At 60.6% G+C, this 14507-nt stretch carries 12 protein-coding genes and 1 other RNA gene; 4 read left to right on the forward strand and 9 right to left on the reverse strand.

All coding sequences use genetic code 11. The features are described from left to right. Nucleotides 1-63: 63 nt before the first annotated feature. The 4 genes from infB to rimP form a co-directional block, all read right to left on the reverse strand. Nucleotides 64-2811: a translation initiation factor IF-2 gene (gene infB / locus CRO62_RS18070; protein ID WP_097101078.1), complete on the reverse strand. Its 2748-nt coding sequence runs from the start codon at nt 2809-2811 to the stop codon at nt 64-66. 102 nt (nt 2812-2913) lie between these two features. Further along, nucleotides 2914-3615 carry an RNA-binding protein gene (locus CRO62_RS18075; protein ID WP_097101079.1) on the reverse strand — a complete coding sequence of 234 codons (702 nt, stop codon included), beginning with the start codon at nt 3613-3615 and terminating at the stop codon, nt 2914-2916. Continuing rightward, nucleotides 3612-5228, reverse strand: coding sequence for a transcription termination factor NusA (nusA, locus tag CRO62_RS18080; RefSeq protein ID WP_003514298.1), 1617 nt, complete (start codon nt 5226-5228; stop codon nt 3612-3614). The genes CRO62_RS18075 and nusA overlap by 4 nt, the downstream gene beginning before the upstream one ends. Nucleotides 5229-5292: 64 nt before the next feature. Then, nucleotides 5293-5889, reverse strand: coding sequence for a ribosome maturation factor RimP (rimP, locus tag CRO62_RS18085; RefSeq protein WP_003514299.1), 597 nt, complete (start codon nt 5887-5889; stop codon nt 5293-5295). Nucleotides 5890-6176: 287 nt separating this feature from the next. On the opposite strand from rimP, the gene CRO62_RS18090 reads away from it, so the two are divergent. Beyond that, nucleotides 6177-7805, forward strand: coding sequence for an MFS transporter (locus CRO62_RS18090; protein WP_097101080.1), 1629 nt, complete (start codon nt 6177-6179; stop codon nt 7803-7805). A 90-nt stretch (nt 7806-7895) separates the two neighbouring features. Here CRO62_RS18090 and CRO62_RS18095 read toward each other — a convergent pair whose 3' ends face one another. Both CRO62_RS18095 and recR read right to left on the reverse strand, forming a co-directional pair. Beyond that, nucleotides 7896-9134, reverse strand: coding sequence for a lytic murein transglycosylase (locus CRO62_RS18095; protein ID WP_373694481.1), 1239 nt, complete (start codon nt 9132-9134; stop codon nt 7896-7898). 123 nt (nt 9135-9257) lie between these two features. Next, nucleotides 9258-9863: a recombination mediator RecR gene (recR, locus tag CRO62_RS18100; protein WP_003514308.1), complete on the reverse strand. Its 606-nt coding sequence runs from the start codon at nt 9861-9863 to the stop codon at nt 9258-9260. Between the two features lie 37 nt (nt 9864-9900). Here recR and CRO62_RS18105 point away from each other — a divergent pair, with 37 nt between their 5' ends. Further along, nucleotides 9901-10536, forward strand: coding sequence for an MOSC domain-containing protein (locus CRO62_RS18105; protein WP_179784565.1), 636 nt, complete (start codon nt 9901-9903; stop codon nt 10534-10536). Between the two features lie 13 nt (nt 10537-10549). Here the strand turns inward: CRO62_RS18105 and CRO62_RS18110 are convergent, their stop codons facing one another. From CRO62_RS18110 to ffs, 3 genes are all read right to left on the reverse strand, one after another. After that, nucleotides 10550-10873, reverse strand: a complete 324-nt coding sequence (locus CRO62_RS18110) for a YbaB/EbfC family nucleoid-associated protein (protein ID WP_003514318.1) — start codon at nt 10871-10873, stop codon at nt 10550-10552. A 27-nt stretch (nt 10874-10900) separates the two neighbouring features. After that, the gene (locus CRO62_RS18115; RefSeq protein WP_065688452.1) at nt 10901-12778 is read right to left on the reverse strand and encodes a DNA polymerase III subunit gamma/tau; all 1878 of its coding nucleotides are present in this window, start codon (nt 12776-12778) and stop codon (nt 10901-10903) included. Between the two features lie 162 nt (nt 12779-12940). Beyond that, nucleotides 12941-13037, reverse strand: an RNA gene (gene ffs, locus CRO62_RS18120) — signal recognition particle sRNA small type. A 65-nt stretch (nt 13038-13102) separates the two neighbouring features. Between ffs and CRO62_RS18125 the strand changes: the two genes are divergently transcribed. Then, on the forward strand, nt 13103-13531 hold the full coding sequence (locus CRO62_RS18125) for an HIT domain-containing protein (RefSeq protein ID WP_161986907.1): 429 nt from the start codon (nt 13103-13105) through the stop codon (nt 13529-13531). Then, complete coding sequence (nudC, locus tag CRO62_RS18130; protein WP_097101081.1) at nt 13531-14493, forward strand: NAD(+) diphosphatase; 963 nt, start codon at nt 13531-13533, stop codon at nt 14491-14493. Before CRO62_RS18125 ends, nudC begins: the two co-directional genes overlap by 1 nt. Nucleotides 14494-14507 lie beyond the last annotated feature (14 nt).

Genomic DNA, 14507 nt, shown 5'->3' on the forward strand with positions numbered 1-14507 from the left:
AAACGGAGCGAGCGCCGGTGAAGCCGGCGCCCGACAGAAAAGTCCTGTTTTGCGGCGAGACGCTTAGAGCGTTCTCGTGATGTGTTCGACGCGGAAGCACTCGATGGTGTCACCGGCGCGAATGTCTTCGTAATTCTCGAAGGCCATACCGCACTCCTGACCAACAGGCACTTCGTTGACTTCGTCCTTGAAGCGCTTGAGGGTCTTGAGCTTGCCTTCGTGGATAACGACGTTGTCGCGCACCAGACGCACACCCGCACCACGTTCCACCTTGCCCTCGACGACGCGGCAACCCGCGACCTTACCGACCTTGGTGATGTTGAACACCTCGAGGATTTCGGCATTGCCGAGGAAGGTCTCGCGACGTTCCGGCGAAAGCAGACCCGACATCGCCGCCTTCACGTCATCCACCAGATCGTAGATGATGTTGTAGTAGCGGATTTCGATACCGGCGCGTTCGGACGCCGTACGTGCCTGTGCGTTGGCGCGAACGTTGAAGCCGATGATCGCGGCGTTCGATGCCTCGGCAAGCGAGATATCCGATTCCGTGATGGCACCAGCACCAGAGTGAACGACACGAGCGCGGACTTCGTCTGTGCCGAGCTTGTCGAGCGAAGCGATAATGGCTTCGACCGAACCTTGCACGTCCGCCTTGATGACCAGCGGGAATTCCTTCAATCCCGAAGTCTGCAACTGGCTCATCATCTGTTCCAGCGAGCCGCGCTGACCGGTCTGACGGGCAACAGCCTTGTCGCGTGCCAGACGCTGGCGGTATTCGGAGATCTCGCGAGCACGACCTTCGTTTTCGACAACCGCAAAACGGTCACCGGCCGACGGCGTACCGGAGAGGCCGAGGATTTCGACCGGCATGGCCGGACCGGCTTCCTTGACGTGGTCGCCCTTGTCGTTGACGAGCGCGCGCACACGACCCCACTGGTCACCGGCAACGATGATCTGGCCGGGCTTCAGTGTACCCTTCTGCACGAGAACGGTCGCGACTGCACCACGTCCACGGTCCAGCTCGGCTTCGATGACCGTGCCTTCCGCAGTGCGGCTTGGATCCGCCTTGAGATCGAGGATTTCCGCCTGAAGCAGGATCGCTTCGAGCAGCTTGTCGAGGTTGAGCTTGTTCTTGGCCGACACTTCGACATCAAGAACTTCACCACCCATCGATTCCACGAAAACTTCGTGCTGCAGCAGCTGCTGGCGAACCTTTTCAGGGTTTGCCTCGTGCTTGTCGATCTTGTTGATCGCAACGACGATCGGAACACCGGCCGCCTTCGCATGGTTGATCGACTCGATCGTCTGCGGCATCACGCTGTCGTCGGCTGCAACAACCAGCACGGCGATGTCGGTTGCCTGCGCACCACGGGCACGCATTGCCGTAAAGGCGGCGTGGCCGGGGGTGTCGATGAAGGTGATCTTCTGACCGTTCTTTTCGACCTGATAGGCGCCGATATGCTGGGTGATGCCACCGGCCTCGCCAGCAACGACATTCGCCTGACGAATGGCGTCGAGCAGCGAGGTCTTGCCGTGGTCGACGTGGCCCATGATGGTCACGACCGGCGGACGGGAAACCATCTCGCCTTCATCGTCAGCCTTGTTGAAGAGACCTTCTTCAACGTCGGATTCGGAAACGCGCTTGACCGTATGGCCGAATTCGACCGCGATCAGTTCCGCCAGATCGGCGTCGATCACGTCGCCCGGCTTCAGCATCTGGCCTTCCTTCATCAGGAACTTGATGACGTCAACGGCGCGTTCGGACATGCGCTGCGACAGTTCCTGAATGGTGATGGTTTCCGGCAGGATGACTTCGCGCAGAACCTTTTCGCGGGTTTCCTGCATCTGGCTGCGACGGAATTTCTCCTGGCGGCGGCGCATGGATGCCATGGAGCGGCCACGCGGCGTACCATCTTCTTCCAGATTGGCGGCGGTCACGGTCAGCTTGCCACGACGGCGCTCTTCTTCGGTCTTCAGGCGGGCTGCAGGCTTGGCCGGAACCGGAGCCACGACCTTGCCGCGAGCCGGAAGGCTGCTGCCACGACGGACTGCGCCGCGATCGTCCTCGTCGTCGCCACCGGTGCGGCGTCCGCGGGGAGCGGCGGCATCGGGCGTGGCGGGAGCGGAACGGGGAGCCGCGGGCTGGGGACGGGCGTCAGCGCGTGGCGCCGGCGCAGCGGCCGCAGCCGGCTTTTCGCCGGACAGATCGGATTTCGCTTCCGTAACAGGCTGGCTCGCAGCGATCTTTGCCGCCGCAGCCTCTTCGGCAGCGCGGTTTTCGGCTTCGATCTTTTCAGCGGCGATGCGGTGTTCTTCTTCCACCTTGCGGCGGGCTTCGTCTTCGGCGCGCTGCTTGGCTTCGATAACATCGCGAGCCTGCGCTTCTATCAGCGCACGGCGGCGGGCTTCCATCTCGCCTGCGGACAGGTCGTGCAGAACGTTGCCGCGCGGACGGTCAGGCTGGCGCTGCTGCGGTGCGGACGAGCCGGGGCGCTGCTGCGAATGGGAAGAACCCGGACGCTGCTGTTGGTTGCTCGGCTGTTGAATGCGTTGCTGGGGGGCCTGCGGACGCGGTGCCGAAGGGGCAGGCGCTGCCGGCTTCGGCGCCGGTGCTGCCGCCACGACAGGCTGAACCGGCTTCTCGTCTTCGGGACGCAGGGGGCGGCGCTTGCGTGTTTCCACGACAACCGCGTTGGTGCGACCTCGACCCATGTCCTGCCGCACGGTGCCCTGATTCATCCCGCCCGGTTTCAGGGTAAGAGTCTTCTTGGCCGGCGCATTGAGTGTCTTGTCGTCGTTGTTGTCGGTCATTCCGTTCCCGTTCCTACGGACGAGAACCGGATGACATCCATCAGGTCTCGTCGTTCAATTGCTGCATCGGAACGCGGCGGCCGTTCATGTTTGGCAACCGCGTCATTGTACTGTCCGGGCAGCGTCGCGTTCCGCCTCAGGCTGACCGCCAAGGCGGTACTGCTTAAGCATCTTTGCGCGCTTCACTACACCCTCACCCGCCTGCCCCGCAAGCGCGCAAGCATGGATAAAAGCATTCTGGCCCATCAACTCGTCCATTTCGGCTTCGCTAAAGAGCCGGAAGGACGGAATTTCATTACCGGCATCGCTGCCGAGCTCCCAGGCCTTGCGGGCCTGGTCCAGTTTTCGCACGCCGTCTGCCGCGGCATCGGTTGCGTGGAACACGGCAATCGCATTCCCCGAACGGACGGCGGCATCGACCTTCGTCGCGCCGCTGATGAACTGACCCGCCTTGCGCGCCATGTTCATCATTCCGGCAAGCTGCTGCGACATCAGCCGGTCGAGAAGAGCGAGAAGCTCCGGCCCGGCCTTGACGTCGCGTTTGAGTGCCCGTGCGAAAATCTTCTTCGCGATGGCTTTCTCTATCAGGGCGCGCTCCGGCTTTACCCAGCATCCGCGCCCCGGCAATTGGCGTTTCAGGTCCGGAACGACGTTGCCGTCCGGCCCTGCGACGAAGCGGATCAACTCGTCTGGAGATCCGCTCTGCCTTGTCACAATGCACATACGTCCATTGACGTTGCCTTCCAGCCGCCCGTCCTCATCGGTTTCGGGCAGCTCGTCCGGCTCATGCACCTGCAATGTCATTCCTGTTCGGCGGTATCCGCCTCCTCAGTAGCTTCCGCATCGACTTCCTCTTCGGAAGCCAGATCCTCGGCCGTGATCCAGCCTGCCAGAAGACGGGCCTGCACAACCATGTTCTCAGCTTCGACGCGCGATACGTCGAGCTTGGAGAAGATGCCTTCGAACTTCTTCGTCTCGCCGTCCTTGCGTTCGCTCCAGCCGACCAGATCGTCTGCGGCGCAACCGGCAAAGTCCTCGATGGTCTTGATACCGTCTTCACCAAGGGCGACCATCATCTGCGAGGTCAGGCCTTCGATCTGGCGCAGCTCGTCGGCAACGCCGAGTTCCTTGCGCTTGGCGTCCATTTCGGCTTCCAGGCGTTCCAGATATTCGCGGGCGCGGGTCTGGATTTCGTCAGCGGTGTCGTCGTCGAAGCCGTCGATTGAGGAAATTTCGCCGAGATCGACATAGGCAAGTTCTTCAACCTGCGCGAAGCCTTCGGAAGCCAGAACCTGACCGACCATCTCGTCAACGTCGAGGGCGTCCATGAAGAGTGCCGTGCGCTCGTTGAATTCCTTCTGGCGACGCTCGGATTCTTCCTGCTCGGTCATGATGTCGATATCCCAGCCGGTCAGCTGCGATGCCAGACGTACGTTCTGGCCGCGGCGGCCGATGGCGAGCGAAAGCTGCTCGTCGGGAACCACAACTTCGATGCGCTCGGATTCTTCGTCCAGAACGACCTTGGCCACTTCAGCGGGCTGCAGGGCGTTGACGATGAAGGATGCCGGCTCCTGGCTCCACGGAATGATATCGATCTTTTCGCCCTGCAATTCGCCGACAACGGCCTGAACGCGCGAACCGCGCATACCGACGCAGGCACCGACCGGATCGATCGACGAGTCGTTCGAGATGACGGCGATCTTGGCGCGCGAACCGGGGTCACGGGCAACCGACTTGATCTGGATGATGCCGTCGTAGATTTCAGGAACTTCCATGGTGAATAGCTTCACCATGAACTGCGGATGGGTACGCGACAGGAAAATCTGCGGGCCACGCTGCTCGCGGCGAACGTCGTAGACGTAAGCGCGTACACGGTCGCCATAACGCATGTTTTCCCGCGGAATCATCTCGTCGCGACGGATGATGCCTTCGCCACGGCCCAGATCGACGATGACATTGCCGTATTCGACGCGCTTGACGGTGCCGTTGACGATTTCGCCGATGCGATCCTTGAACTCGTCATACTGACGGTCGCGTTCTGCTTCGCGCACCTTCTGAACGATGACCTGCTTGGCGGACTGTGCGGCGATACGGCCGAAATCCATCGGCGGCAGCGGATCGGCGATGAAATCGCCGAGCTTGGCGTCCGGGTTGCGGTCGCGGGCAAGTTCGAGCGGGATCTGGGTCGAATAGTCTTCGGCCGTCTCTACCACTTCCAGAAGACGCTGCAGGCGGATCTCGCCGGTCTTGGAGTTGATGTCGGCGCGAATGTTGGTTTCCGAACCATAGCGCGAGCGGGCGGCTTTCTGGATAGCGTCGGCCATTGCGGCAAGCACGATTTCGCGGTCGATGACCTTTTCGCGCGCCACAGCATCGGCGATCTGCAGAAGCTCAAGCCGGTTAGCACTCACTGCCATTTTTTTGTCTCCGTAAGTCGCATAATTGCGGGGATCACCCGTTTTCCGGGCTTTTACGTTGGAATTAGTCTTCGTCTGCTTCGTTTTCGTCGTTCTGGTTTGCGGCGGCGGCCTTTGCCGCCTTGTCTGCCCGCAGCGCATCACGAATAAGGTCGTCCGTCAGAATGAGCTTCGCATCGGAAAGCGCGCTGAACGGAATGGTGACTGTCGGTTCGTCGCCATAGGCGATCTGGTCGCGTTCCAGCTTGAAGCCGTCCGCATCCACCTCGACGATCTTGCCGCGAAACCGCTTGCGGTTTTCGACCAGAATGGAGGTTTCGGCCTTCACCAGATGGCCCTGCCAACGGGTGAAATCCGACTTGCGAACCATCGGCCGGTCGATACCGGGCGAGGAAACTTCGAGATGATACGCCTTATCGACCGGATCTTCCACATCAAGAACCGGTGAAATCGCCATTGACACGGCTTCGCAGCCCTCGACGGTCATGGTGCCGTCTTCCCGCTCGGCCATCACCTGCAGGGTCATGCCGTTCTGGTTGGAGAGCCGCACGCGCACCAGAAGATATCCCATGCCCGTCAAAACAGGCTCGATGATTTCGGCGATGCGCTGGTCGATGCCCGTTTCGGTTATCAGTCGCGGTTCATGTACGGTGTCTGCCATCTGGCCTTCCGGTCTTTAGATTTTCACCGGGCGCTCAGCCCGTGGTTTCCGGTTCGCCTAACGAAAAAGAGCGGAGCCTTGCGGCCCCACTCTTCATCAAGCGATCAAGAATTTCAAAGGTCATATAGACCCATCAGGGCAGGATTGCAAGGTTTTCGCGGGCAGGGCGCGTCAGTCACGGCTTCGGCCACATTTTCACCGTCACCGTGTCGGAAAGGGTGGCATGATTTCCGGCACTGTCTATAGTTGCCGTTTGACAAATCGCAGTTGCATCAAGTGGACTGATCGTGCCTGACCGTAAATCGCCACTCGCGCCTTTAAGGCATTTGACTTACAGACGAATCTGGATCGCGAGCCTTGCCTCGAATTTCGGCGGTCTCATCCAGGCGGTTGGCGCCGCGTGGATGATGACCTCGCTGTCGAGTTCCGAAAACATGATCGCGCTGGTACAGGCCTCCACCTCGCTGCCGATCATGATGTTTTCGCTGATTTCAGGCGCACTGGCCGATAGTTTCGACCGCCGCCGCATCATGATTTCCGCCCAGATCCTGATGCTGACGGCTTCCGTGCTGCTGACGGTTTTTGCCTGGTCCGGCTGGCTCACGCCGTGGTTGCTGCTCTTCTTCACCTTCATGATCGGCTGTGGCACGGCGCTCAACAATCCGTCCTGGCAGGCGTCCGTCGGCGAAATGGTGCCGCGTGAGGATCTGCCCGCCGCCGTGACACTGAACAGCGTGGGCTTTAACATCACCCGCAGCGTCGGTCCTGCCATCGGCGGCATCATCGTCGCTGCCGCCGGCGCCGCGGCTGCGTTTTTCGTGAACGCGCTCAGCTATTTCGCCCTGATCTACGCGCTGGTTCGCTGGCAGCCGCCCAAATATGCCTCGACCTTGCCGCGCGAGCAGCTTCTTGCCGCCATATCGGCCGGGATGCGTTATGTGGCGATGTCGCCGAATATCGGCAAGGTTCTGGTGCGTGGCTTTCTTTTCGGCCTTTCCGCCAGCGCCATCCTGGCGCTGATGCCGATCGTTGCCCGCGATCTGGTCGAGGGTGGCCCGCTGACCTACGGCGTCATGCTGGGTGCGTTCGGCGTCGGCGCCATCGGCGGCGCGCTCGTCAGCGCCAGACTTCGTGAGGTTCTGTCCAGCGAATGGATCGTGCGGGTTGCCTTTTTGGGCTTCGCCTTCAGTTCCGGCGTGACGGCGATCAGCACGAACGCGATCGTAACCTCGCTTGTTTTGACTATTGCCGGCGCCTGCTGGGTTCTGGCGCTTTCCCTGTTCAATACCATCGTCCAGCTTTCTGCCCCGCGCTGGGTGGTGGGCCGGGCGCTGTCGCTTTACCAGACGCTGACCTTCGGCGGCATCGCCGTCGGCAGTTGGCTGTGGGGCGAACTGGCGGAAGATTACGGTATTTCCTATTCCCTTCTCGGTTCGTGCGTGCTGATGCTGCTTGGCGTCGTCGTCGGCCTCAAACTCGCCATGCCCGCTTTTGCTTCACTCAATCTCGATCCGCTCAACCGCTTCGTCGAACCGCCGCTAAGGCTCGATATCAAGCCGCGCAGCGGGCCGATTGCCATTCTCATAGACTATGAAATTCATGACGAGGATCTCGGCGAATTCCTGCCGTTGATGGCCGAGCGCCGCCGCATCCGTCTGCGCGATGGCGCGCGCAACTGGAACCTGATGCGTGATCTGGAAAATCCAGATATCTGGACGGAAAGCTACCATGTACTGACATGGGTGGAATATGTCCGCCACAACCACCGCCGCACCCAGGCGGATGCGGAAGCCTGGGACCGGCTGCTGGCCCTTCATCGCGGCAAGACACGGCCCCGCGTGCACCGGATGATCGAGCGGCAGACCATTCCGCCGACAGATGACATCTTCCACAAGCCGCATACGGACCAGCATTGAGAGACGATAGGGCTAAGTAGTGGCGATGTCATGCTCGGGACAAGCCCGCGCATGACGGAGGAGAGGTTTTCAAGCGTCGCCAGTAAGCTGCTATTTCAGCTTCGCTTTCAGCGTAGCATCGGGAAAGCAGGTCGGTGACAGACCGTTTTTCGCCTGCCAGTCGCCCAGTGACCGGCGTGTCTTGAAGCCGGCCAGCCCGTCCGCCTTGCCGACATCATAGCCCTTGGCGACCAGCGCCTTCTGCATGGCAAGAACGTCGGAGCGCAACATCGATCCGACATTGCCCCATTCGCCCTTGAACGGCCCCGTCCCAAGGGAGATGCGGTCGGCGAGATTGCCGATGAACAGCGCGTAGAGATCGGAATTATTGTATTCCTTGATGACGTAGAAATTCGGCGTCACCACGAATTCCGGCCCGTGCCGCCCGGCCGGCACAAGCATCATGCCGTCGGCGGAGAGGTCATTGGATGGAAAGGCCTTTCCGGAAATGCGGGTGATCCCCATCTTCGCCCACGCACTCACCGGCCGGGCAAGATCCGGGCCTTCCTGGGCGCAGGAGACGTTGCCGGGTATAGACACTTCGAAGCCCCAGTCGCGATCCCTCTGCCAGCCGCGCTGCGAAAGATAGTTCGCTATGGATGCCAATGCGTCCGGCACGGAGTTCCAGATATCGCGGTGGCCGTCGCCATCGAAATCAACGGCATATTTGAGATAGCTCGACGGCATGAATTGCGGCTGACCGAGCGCGCCTGCCCAGGACCCCATCATGCGCGAGGCCGCAATATCGCCGCTTTCGACGATCTTCAGCGCATCGATCAACTCGGTGCGGAACATCTCCTTGCGGGTCGATATATAGGCTTTCGTCGCCAGCACATCGACGACCGAATGCGGAAGTTTCGCACGGCCGAAACCGGATTCGCGGCCCCAGATCGCCATGACGACATCGCCGGGCACGCCATATTTGGCTTCGATCCGGCGAAGGGTGACGGCATGCGTGGCGGCCAGAGAGCGGCCGGTGGCGGCAAGCCCCTGCAACCGCTTTTCGGAGAAATAAGCGCCGGGCGATGAAAATTCGGCCTGGCTCTGGCTCTGCTCCTTCGGCGGCTTCTGGCCGGGGATGACGAGATCAGGCAGGCTCCAGTTGATGGAAAGATCGCTGAGCGCAGCCTCCAGCGTCTTTTGCGAGATACCCGCCTTGCGCGCTTCCGGCCAGATTTCCTTTTTCAGCCATGCGTTGAAATCGGCATCGTACCGGGCAGCAGCGGCACCTGTCGGCGCGGATTGCGCTAAAGCGGCCGTTGCTGAAAAAACGGAAAGAATGGCGGCCAATGCCTTGAGGCTTTTCCAGGAAAAGTGGAGGCCGGTTTTCCGTCTGGAAATGCGCCAAAACAAAGAATCAAATCGGTTTCGCATTCGGTCTCCTCTTCGAGTGACGGACAGGGAAAGAAGGCGTCAGATCGTTGTGCGAGCGCGCAGCGCCGCCGTCAATGTGCCCTCGTCGAGATAGTCCAGCTCGCCGCCAACAGGCACGCCATGCGCAAGCCGGGTGATCTTGATTCCGAGATCGGCCAGCCGGTCGGTGATGTAATGGGCTGTTGCCTGTCCCTCCACCGTCGCATTGACGGCGATGATGAGCTCGCGAATACCGCCGGCGCTGACGCGATCGATCAGTCCCTTGATGTTCAGATCTTCCGGCCCGACGCCATCGAGCGGCGACAGCGTGCCACCAAGCACATGATAGGCGGTATTCATGGCGCCTGCTCGCTCCAGCGCCCACAGATCCGACACGTCTTCCACCACGATGATGACCGACTGGTCACGTCTATCATCGGCGCAGACCGTGCAGGGATCGATGGTATCGACATTGCCGCAGCACGAGCAAATCTTCACCTTGTCATAGGCTTCACCCATCGCGTGGCCCAGCGGTCCAAGAAGCTGTTCCTTCTTCTTGATGAGATGCAGCGCCGCCCGCCGCGCCGAGCGGGGCCCAAGCCCCGGCACTTTTGCAAGCAGCTGGATCAGTTTTTCGATTTCGGGACCGGTGACTCGTTTTGCCATGAGCGCTTTCTACTGCATAAATCGGGAAACGGGAATCATGAAGCGCGAAGGGCAGTCCATGAAAATACGGGCAGTGTGCCGGGGCGAGGCGAAGGCCCTGCCGGGAAAGACGGCAAAGACGGGTATTTTCAAACATTCCGTGCAGGGCGCGGTGATGGTCGATGCGCAAGGCATCGTCAGCGACGCTGTCTGCAATAGTAAACATCACGGCGGGCCGGATCAGGCGATCTACGCCATGGGCTCCGTCGATCTCGATTTCTGGTCGCGTACGCTGGGTTTTGCGGTTGAGCCCGGATTTTTCGGAGAAAATCTGGTTCTCGAGGGTGTCGACAGCGCAAAACTGCATGTCGGCGACAGGTTCTCAGCCGAGGAAGTGGTGCTGGAAGTGACCGCCGCCCGCATTCCCTGCGCCACCCTGTCAGCCCGGCTCGGCGATCCCGGCTTCGCGCCGCGTTTTCGGCAGGCGGGTCAGCCGGGCTTTTATTGCCGGGTTCTGAAAGGTGGAATGCTCAGCGCCGGTGAAGGCATCGCTTTCGAACCCTATCAGGGAACGAAACTGCCCATACCGGTCATTCTCCAGCGCTTCCGCCCCATGCAGCTTACCAGGGACGAACGTGCCGCATATCTCGGCACCCCGCTTGCGAGCCGGTTCCGCGCCATGCTGGAAGTCTGAATTCGTAAGAATATCAGAACGGCAGCTTCATGCCGGGTGGGATCGGCAGGCCAGCCGTGATTTCCTTGGTCTTTTCAGCGGTGATGGCCTCGGCGCGCTCCTTGGCGTCATTGTGAGCGGCGACGATCAGGTCTTCGAGAATTTCGACGTCGTCTTCCTTGAAGAGAGACGGATCGATCTTCAGGCCCAGCAGGCTGCCCTTGCCATTCAGCTTAACGGTGACGAGACCGCCGCCGGACTTGCCTTCGACTTCAAGCGCGGCGATATCCGCCTGCATCTTTTCCATCTTGGCCTGCATTTCCTTGACCTTGCCCATCATGCCCATGATGTCGCGCATGTGCCAAACTCCTGTTTTTGTTATGTATTAAAATTCGATGTCGTCGCCGGGAAGGATGTCGCCCTCGCTCGATTCGGCAACCGAAGGCGGCGGGGCGATCTCGTCCGGTTCGTCCTGCTGGGTGACGCGAATGCGCACGTCGGTGATTTTTGCACCTGGAAACTGTTGAAGAATGGCTGCCACGTCAGGGTCCTGCCTCGCATCCACGAGGCGGGCGTCGCGCGCACTGCCCTCGGCTTCAACCAGCGTCGGCTGACCCTGTTCCTTGCTAAGGCTGACGATCCAGTGGATACCGGTCCACTCTTTCAGCTTCACACCAAGCTCGCCGGGGAGCGATCCGGGTGCGCCATCGCCGAGGCGCATGTCGAGCCGGCCCGGCTCCAGCCGCACCAGTCGCACGAAGTTGCGAACCTTTGCCCGCATGACGGGATCGCGATTTTTCTGGCACAGGTCGGCAATGTCCTGAAGAGAGTTGACGGGAACCTTCGGCTCCGGCCGTTCTTCGGTTTTCGGTGCTGCGACCTGCATTTCCTGCGGGCGGCTGTCAGGCACGGCGCGCAGCATGGTCGAAGGCTGCGAGCTTGCCGGCCTTTGGGCGGAAAGCTCCACAGGTCTTCCTGCGGCCACTGTCTGTCCTGAGGAATAGGCGCGCGCACCGCCGCCATTGCCGCCACCCGAAGGCGCGCCATTGGAATAGCCGCCATCGCTGTTGGAAAGTTCGAGCAGGCGTCGCGCCGCGTCTTCCGGTGCCGGAAGATTCGCGGCATGCGAAAGGCGGATCAACACCATTTCGGCCGCACCCGCAGGACGTGAGGCATTTTCAGTTTCCGGAATACCCTTTAGCAGCATCTGCCAGATACGCGACAGCGCAGTCACGGCGATTGTCTCGGCAAATTCCGCGCCACGCACGCGTTCGATCTCGGACAGCGAGGGATCTTCCGCCGCATCCGGCACATATTTCATACGGGTGACGAGGTGAGTGAAATCGGCAAGGTCGTTGAGCACGACGACGGGGTTGGCGCCTGCCTCATATTGACCGTTGAATTCCGAAAGTGCCGCCGCGACATCGCCTTTGATGATGTGCTGGAAAAGATCGACGATGCGCGCCCGGTCGGCAAGACCCAGCATGCCGCGCACCGCCTCAGCTTCTACCCGTCCGCCGCCATGGGCGATCGCCTGATCGAGCAGGGAAAGACCGTCACGGGCGGAACCCTCAGCCGCGCGGGCAATCATTGAGAGCGCCTGTGGTTCGGCCTCGAAACCTTCCTTGCCGGCAATGGCGGTGAACAGGCCGACGAGATCGGCGGCGCTGATACGGCGCAGGTCGAAGCGCTGGCACCGCGACAGCACGGTAATCGGAACCTTGCGGATTTCAGTGGTTGCGAAGATGAATTTCACATGCTCCGGCGGCTCTTCCAACGTCTTTAGAAGACCGTTGAAAGCCTGCGTCGAGAGCATGTGCACTTCGTCGATGATATAGACCTTGTAGCGCGCCGAAACCGGGCGGTAACGCACCTGCTCGATGATCTCGCGAATGTCGTCAATACCGGTATGGGAGGCGGCGTCCATCTCGATCACGTCGACATGACGGCCTTCCATGATCGCCTGACAATGTTCGCCGGGGATACGGAGGTCGATGGTCGGTTTGTCGATGGTGTCGGTCTTGTAATTCAGCGCACGGGCAAGAATACGCGCGGTGGTCGTCTTGCCCACACCGCGAACGCCGGTCAGCATATAGGCCTGCGCGATGCGGCCGGTCTCGAACGCATTGGTCAGCGTGCGGACCATCGGCTCCTGGCCGACCATCAGATCGGAAAAATCCTTCGGACGATATTTGCGTGCCAGTACCCGGTAGCCGGTCCCGCCCTGGGATTCGCTTGATGTGGTGGGTAAGGTGTCGCTCATCGCCTCGCCAGTTTATTTTGCCAGTTTGTCCTAGAGCGCCGTGCGTCCCATTGGACGCATCAGGCACGCTCTATTCCTCTAAAGTCTGCACATCATGCCGATACGCAGGGGCCGCTTTCAGGCTGAACCGGCCCGGCGAAAGCTGAGCGGAATTTAAAAAAGGTGGGAGGCTGGCACGGCGACCCGTGCCTGGCTCGTTAGGGCTGCTTCCTTCCGGACCTGACCCGGTTGGCGAGTGGCTCGTCCACCACCAACCTCCCGGGGCCACATATCGGCAATATCGAAAGCAAATGCAAGCCAAGCCTTCAAAAAACTGCTATCACGATGAAAACAAACATGGAGGACGCCTTGGAGACATTCCGGCTGGACGACAGGCTGGCGCGAGACAGTGCGCTTGTAATGCGTTTGGGACTATGCGAGCTGCGTTTGCAGAACGACAGCCGCTGGCCCTGGCTGGTGCTGGTGCCACAGAGAGGCGGTGCCAGCGAGCTGTTCGATCTTACTCCGCTCGATCAGGCCGTGCTGACGTTCGAGACCAATCTCGTCGCCTCCGCGCTGAAGGACGTTACCGGAGCCACCAAGATCAATGTCGGCGCGCTGGGCAATATCGTCCGGCAACTTCACGTCCATATTATCGCCCGCAACGAAGGCGACACCTGCTGGCCCGGCCCTATCTGGGGTCACGGGACGCCAGTGCCCTATGGTCCGGGCGAAAAGGAATCCTTGATGAAAAAAATATCCGGCGCGCTCTGATGATATCAATGACTATTTTCGAAACCACTGCTCCCCATCCCGAAGCAAGCCTGCTGACAGCCTTTTCCAAGAACGCCCTCAACCGGTTCGCCGAAAAGCGGACGGAAGATTGCGTTGCCGATGCGCTGAAAGTCGATGGCACCCATATTTTTGCCTTCTCCGGCAACCGGCTTGTCCTGAAACATGACGAACAGGTCATAGATCCCCTGTTTTCCGCCTATGAGCTGGCGGAATTGCAGCCGGATTTCGACAATGCCGTTCTGCTTGGATACCGCGAAACCGGCGAACCGAGAATTGCGGTGCCGGTCGCCGTCACGGAAGACACGCTGGCGAGCCACTACAAGCTGGCCGATGCCCGCACCCTTTATCGCGACCATCTTCTCGATGAGGAATTGCTGAGCGAGGTTGCCCAGGCTGTCAGCCTTACGCACTGGAATGCCGATAACCGCTTCTGCGGACGGTGCGGCGGCACGATGGAATTGCGTATCGGCGGCTACAAGCGCATCTGCGCCGCCTGCAATCACACTATTTTTCCCCGAACCGATCCCGTCGTCATCATGATGACGATCGATATCGAGCGCGATCTTTGCCTGCTCGGACGCGGTGCGCATTTTGCGCCGGGCATGTTTTCGTGCCTTGCCGGTTTCGTGGAGCCGGGCGAAACGATCGAGCAGGCCGTGCGCCGCGAGACGCATGAAGAATCCGGCGTTGAAATCGGCCGCGTGCGCTATCACGCTTCCCAGCCCTGGCCGATGCCGCACACGCTGATGATCGGCTGTTATGCCGAGGCTCTCTCGTTCGATATTTCCCGCGATGAGATCGAGCTGGAGGATTGCCGCTGGTTCACGCGGGCGGAGGTGGCCGCGATGCTGGAGGCTGCTGCGGGCGAGGGCTTTTCCGCGCCTCCGGGCGGTGCCATCGCGCACCGGCTGATGCGCGACTGGGTGGAATGGACGAAATGAAGATTTGCGGCAGG

The sequence above is a fragment of the Rhizobium sp. AN6A genome, from assembly GCF_900215635.1.
Classification (GTDB): Bacteria; Pseudomonadota; Alphaproteobacteria; order Rhizobiales; family Rhizobiaceae; genus Agrobacterium; species Agrobacterium tumefaciens.

Coding starts and splice junctions, on each gene's coding strand:
- CRO62_RS18115 (WP_065688452.1), bottom strand. CDS start 12,778: ATGAGCGACACCTTACCCACCACATCAAGCGAATCCCAGGGCGGGACC.
- CRO62_RS18075 (WP_097101079.1), bottom strand. CDS start 3,615: ATGACATTGCAGGTGCATGAGCCGGACGAGCTGCCCGAAACCGATGAG.
- nudC (WP_097101081.1), top strand. CDS start 13,531: ATGATATCAATGACTATTTTCGAAACCACTGCTCCCCATCCCGAAGCA.
- infB (WP_097101078.1), bottom strand. CDS start 2,811: ATGACCGACAACAACGACGACAAGACACTCAATGCGCCGGCCAAGAAG.
- rimP (WP_003514299.1), bottom strand. CDS start 5,889: ATGGCAGACACCGTACATGAACCGCGACTGATAACCGAAACGGGCATC.
- CRO62_RS18105 (WP_179784565.1), top strand. CDS start 9,901: ATGAAGCGCGAAGGGCAGTCCATGAAAATACGGGCAGTGTGCCGGGGC.
- CRO62_RS18125 (WP_161986907.1), top strand. CDS start 13,103: ATGAAAACAAACATGGAGGACGCCTTGGAGACATTCCGGCTGGACGAC.
- nusA (WP_003514298.1), bottom strand. CDS start 5,228: ATGGCAGTGAGTGCTAACCGGCTTGAGCTTCTGCAGATCGCCGATGCT.
- recR (WP_003514308.1), bottom strand. CDS start 9,863: ATGGCAAAACGAGTCACCGGTCCCGAAATCGAAAAACTGATCCAGCTG.
- CRO62_RS18110 (WP_003514318.1), bottom strand. CDS start 10,873: ATGCGCGACATCATGGGCATGATGGGCAAGGTCAAGGAAATGCAGGCC.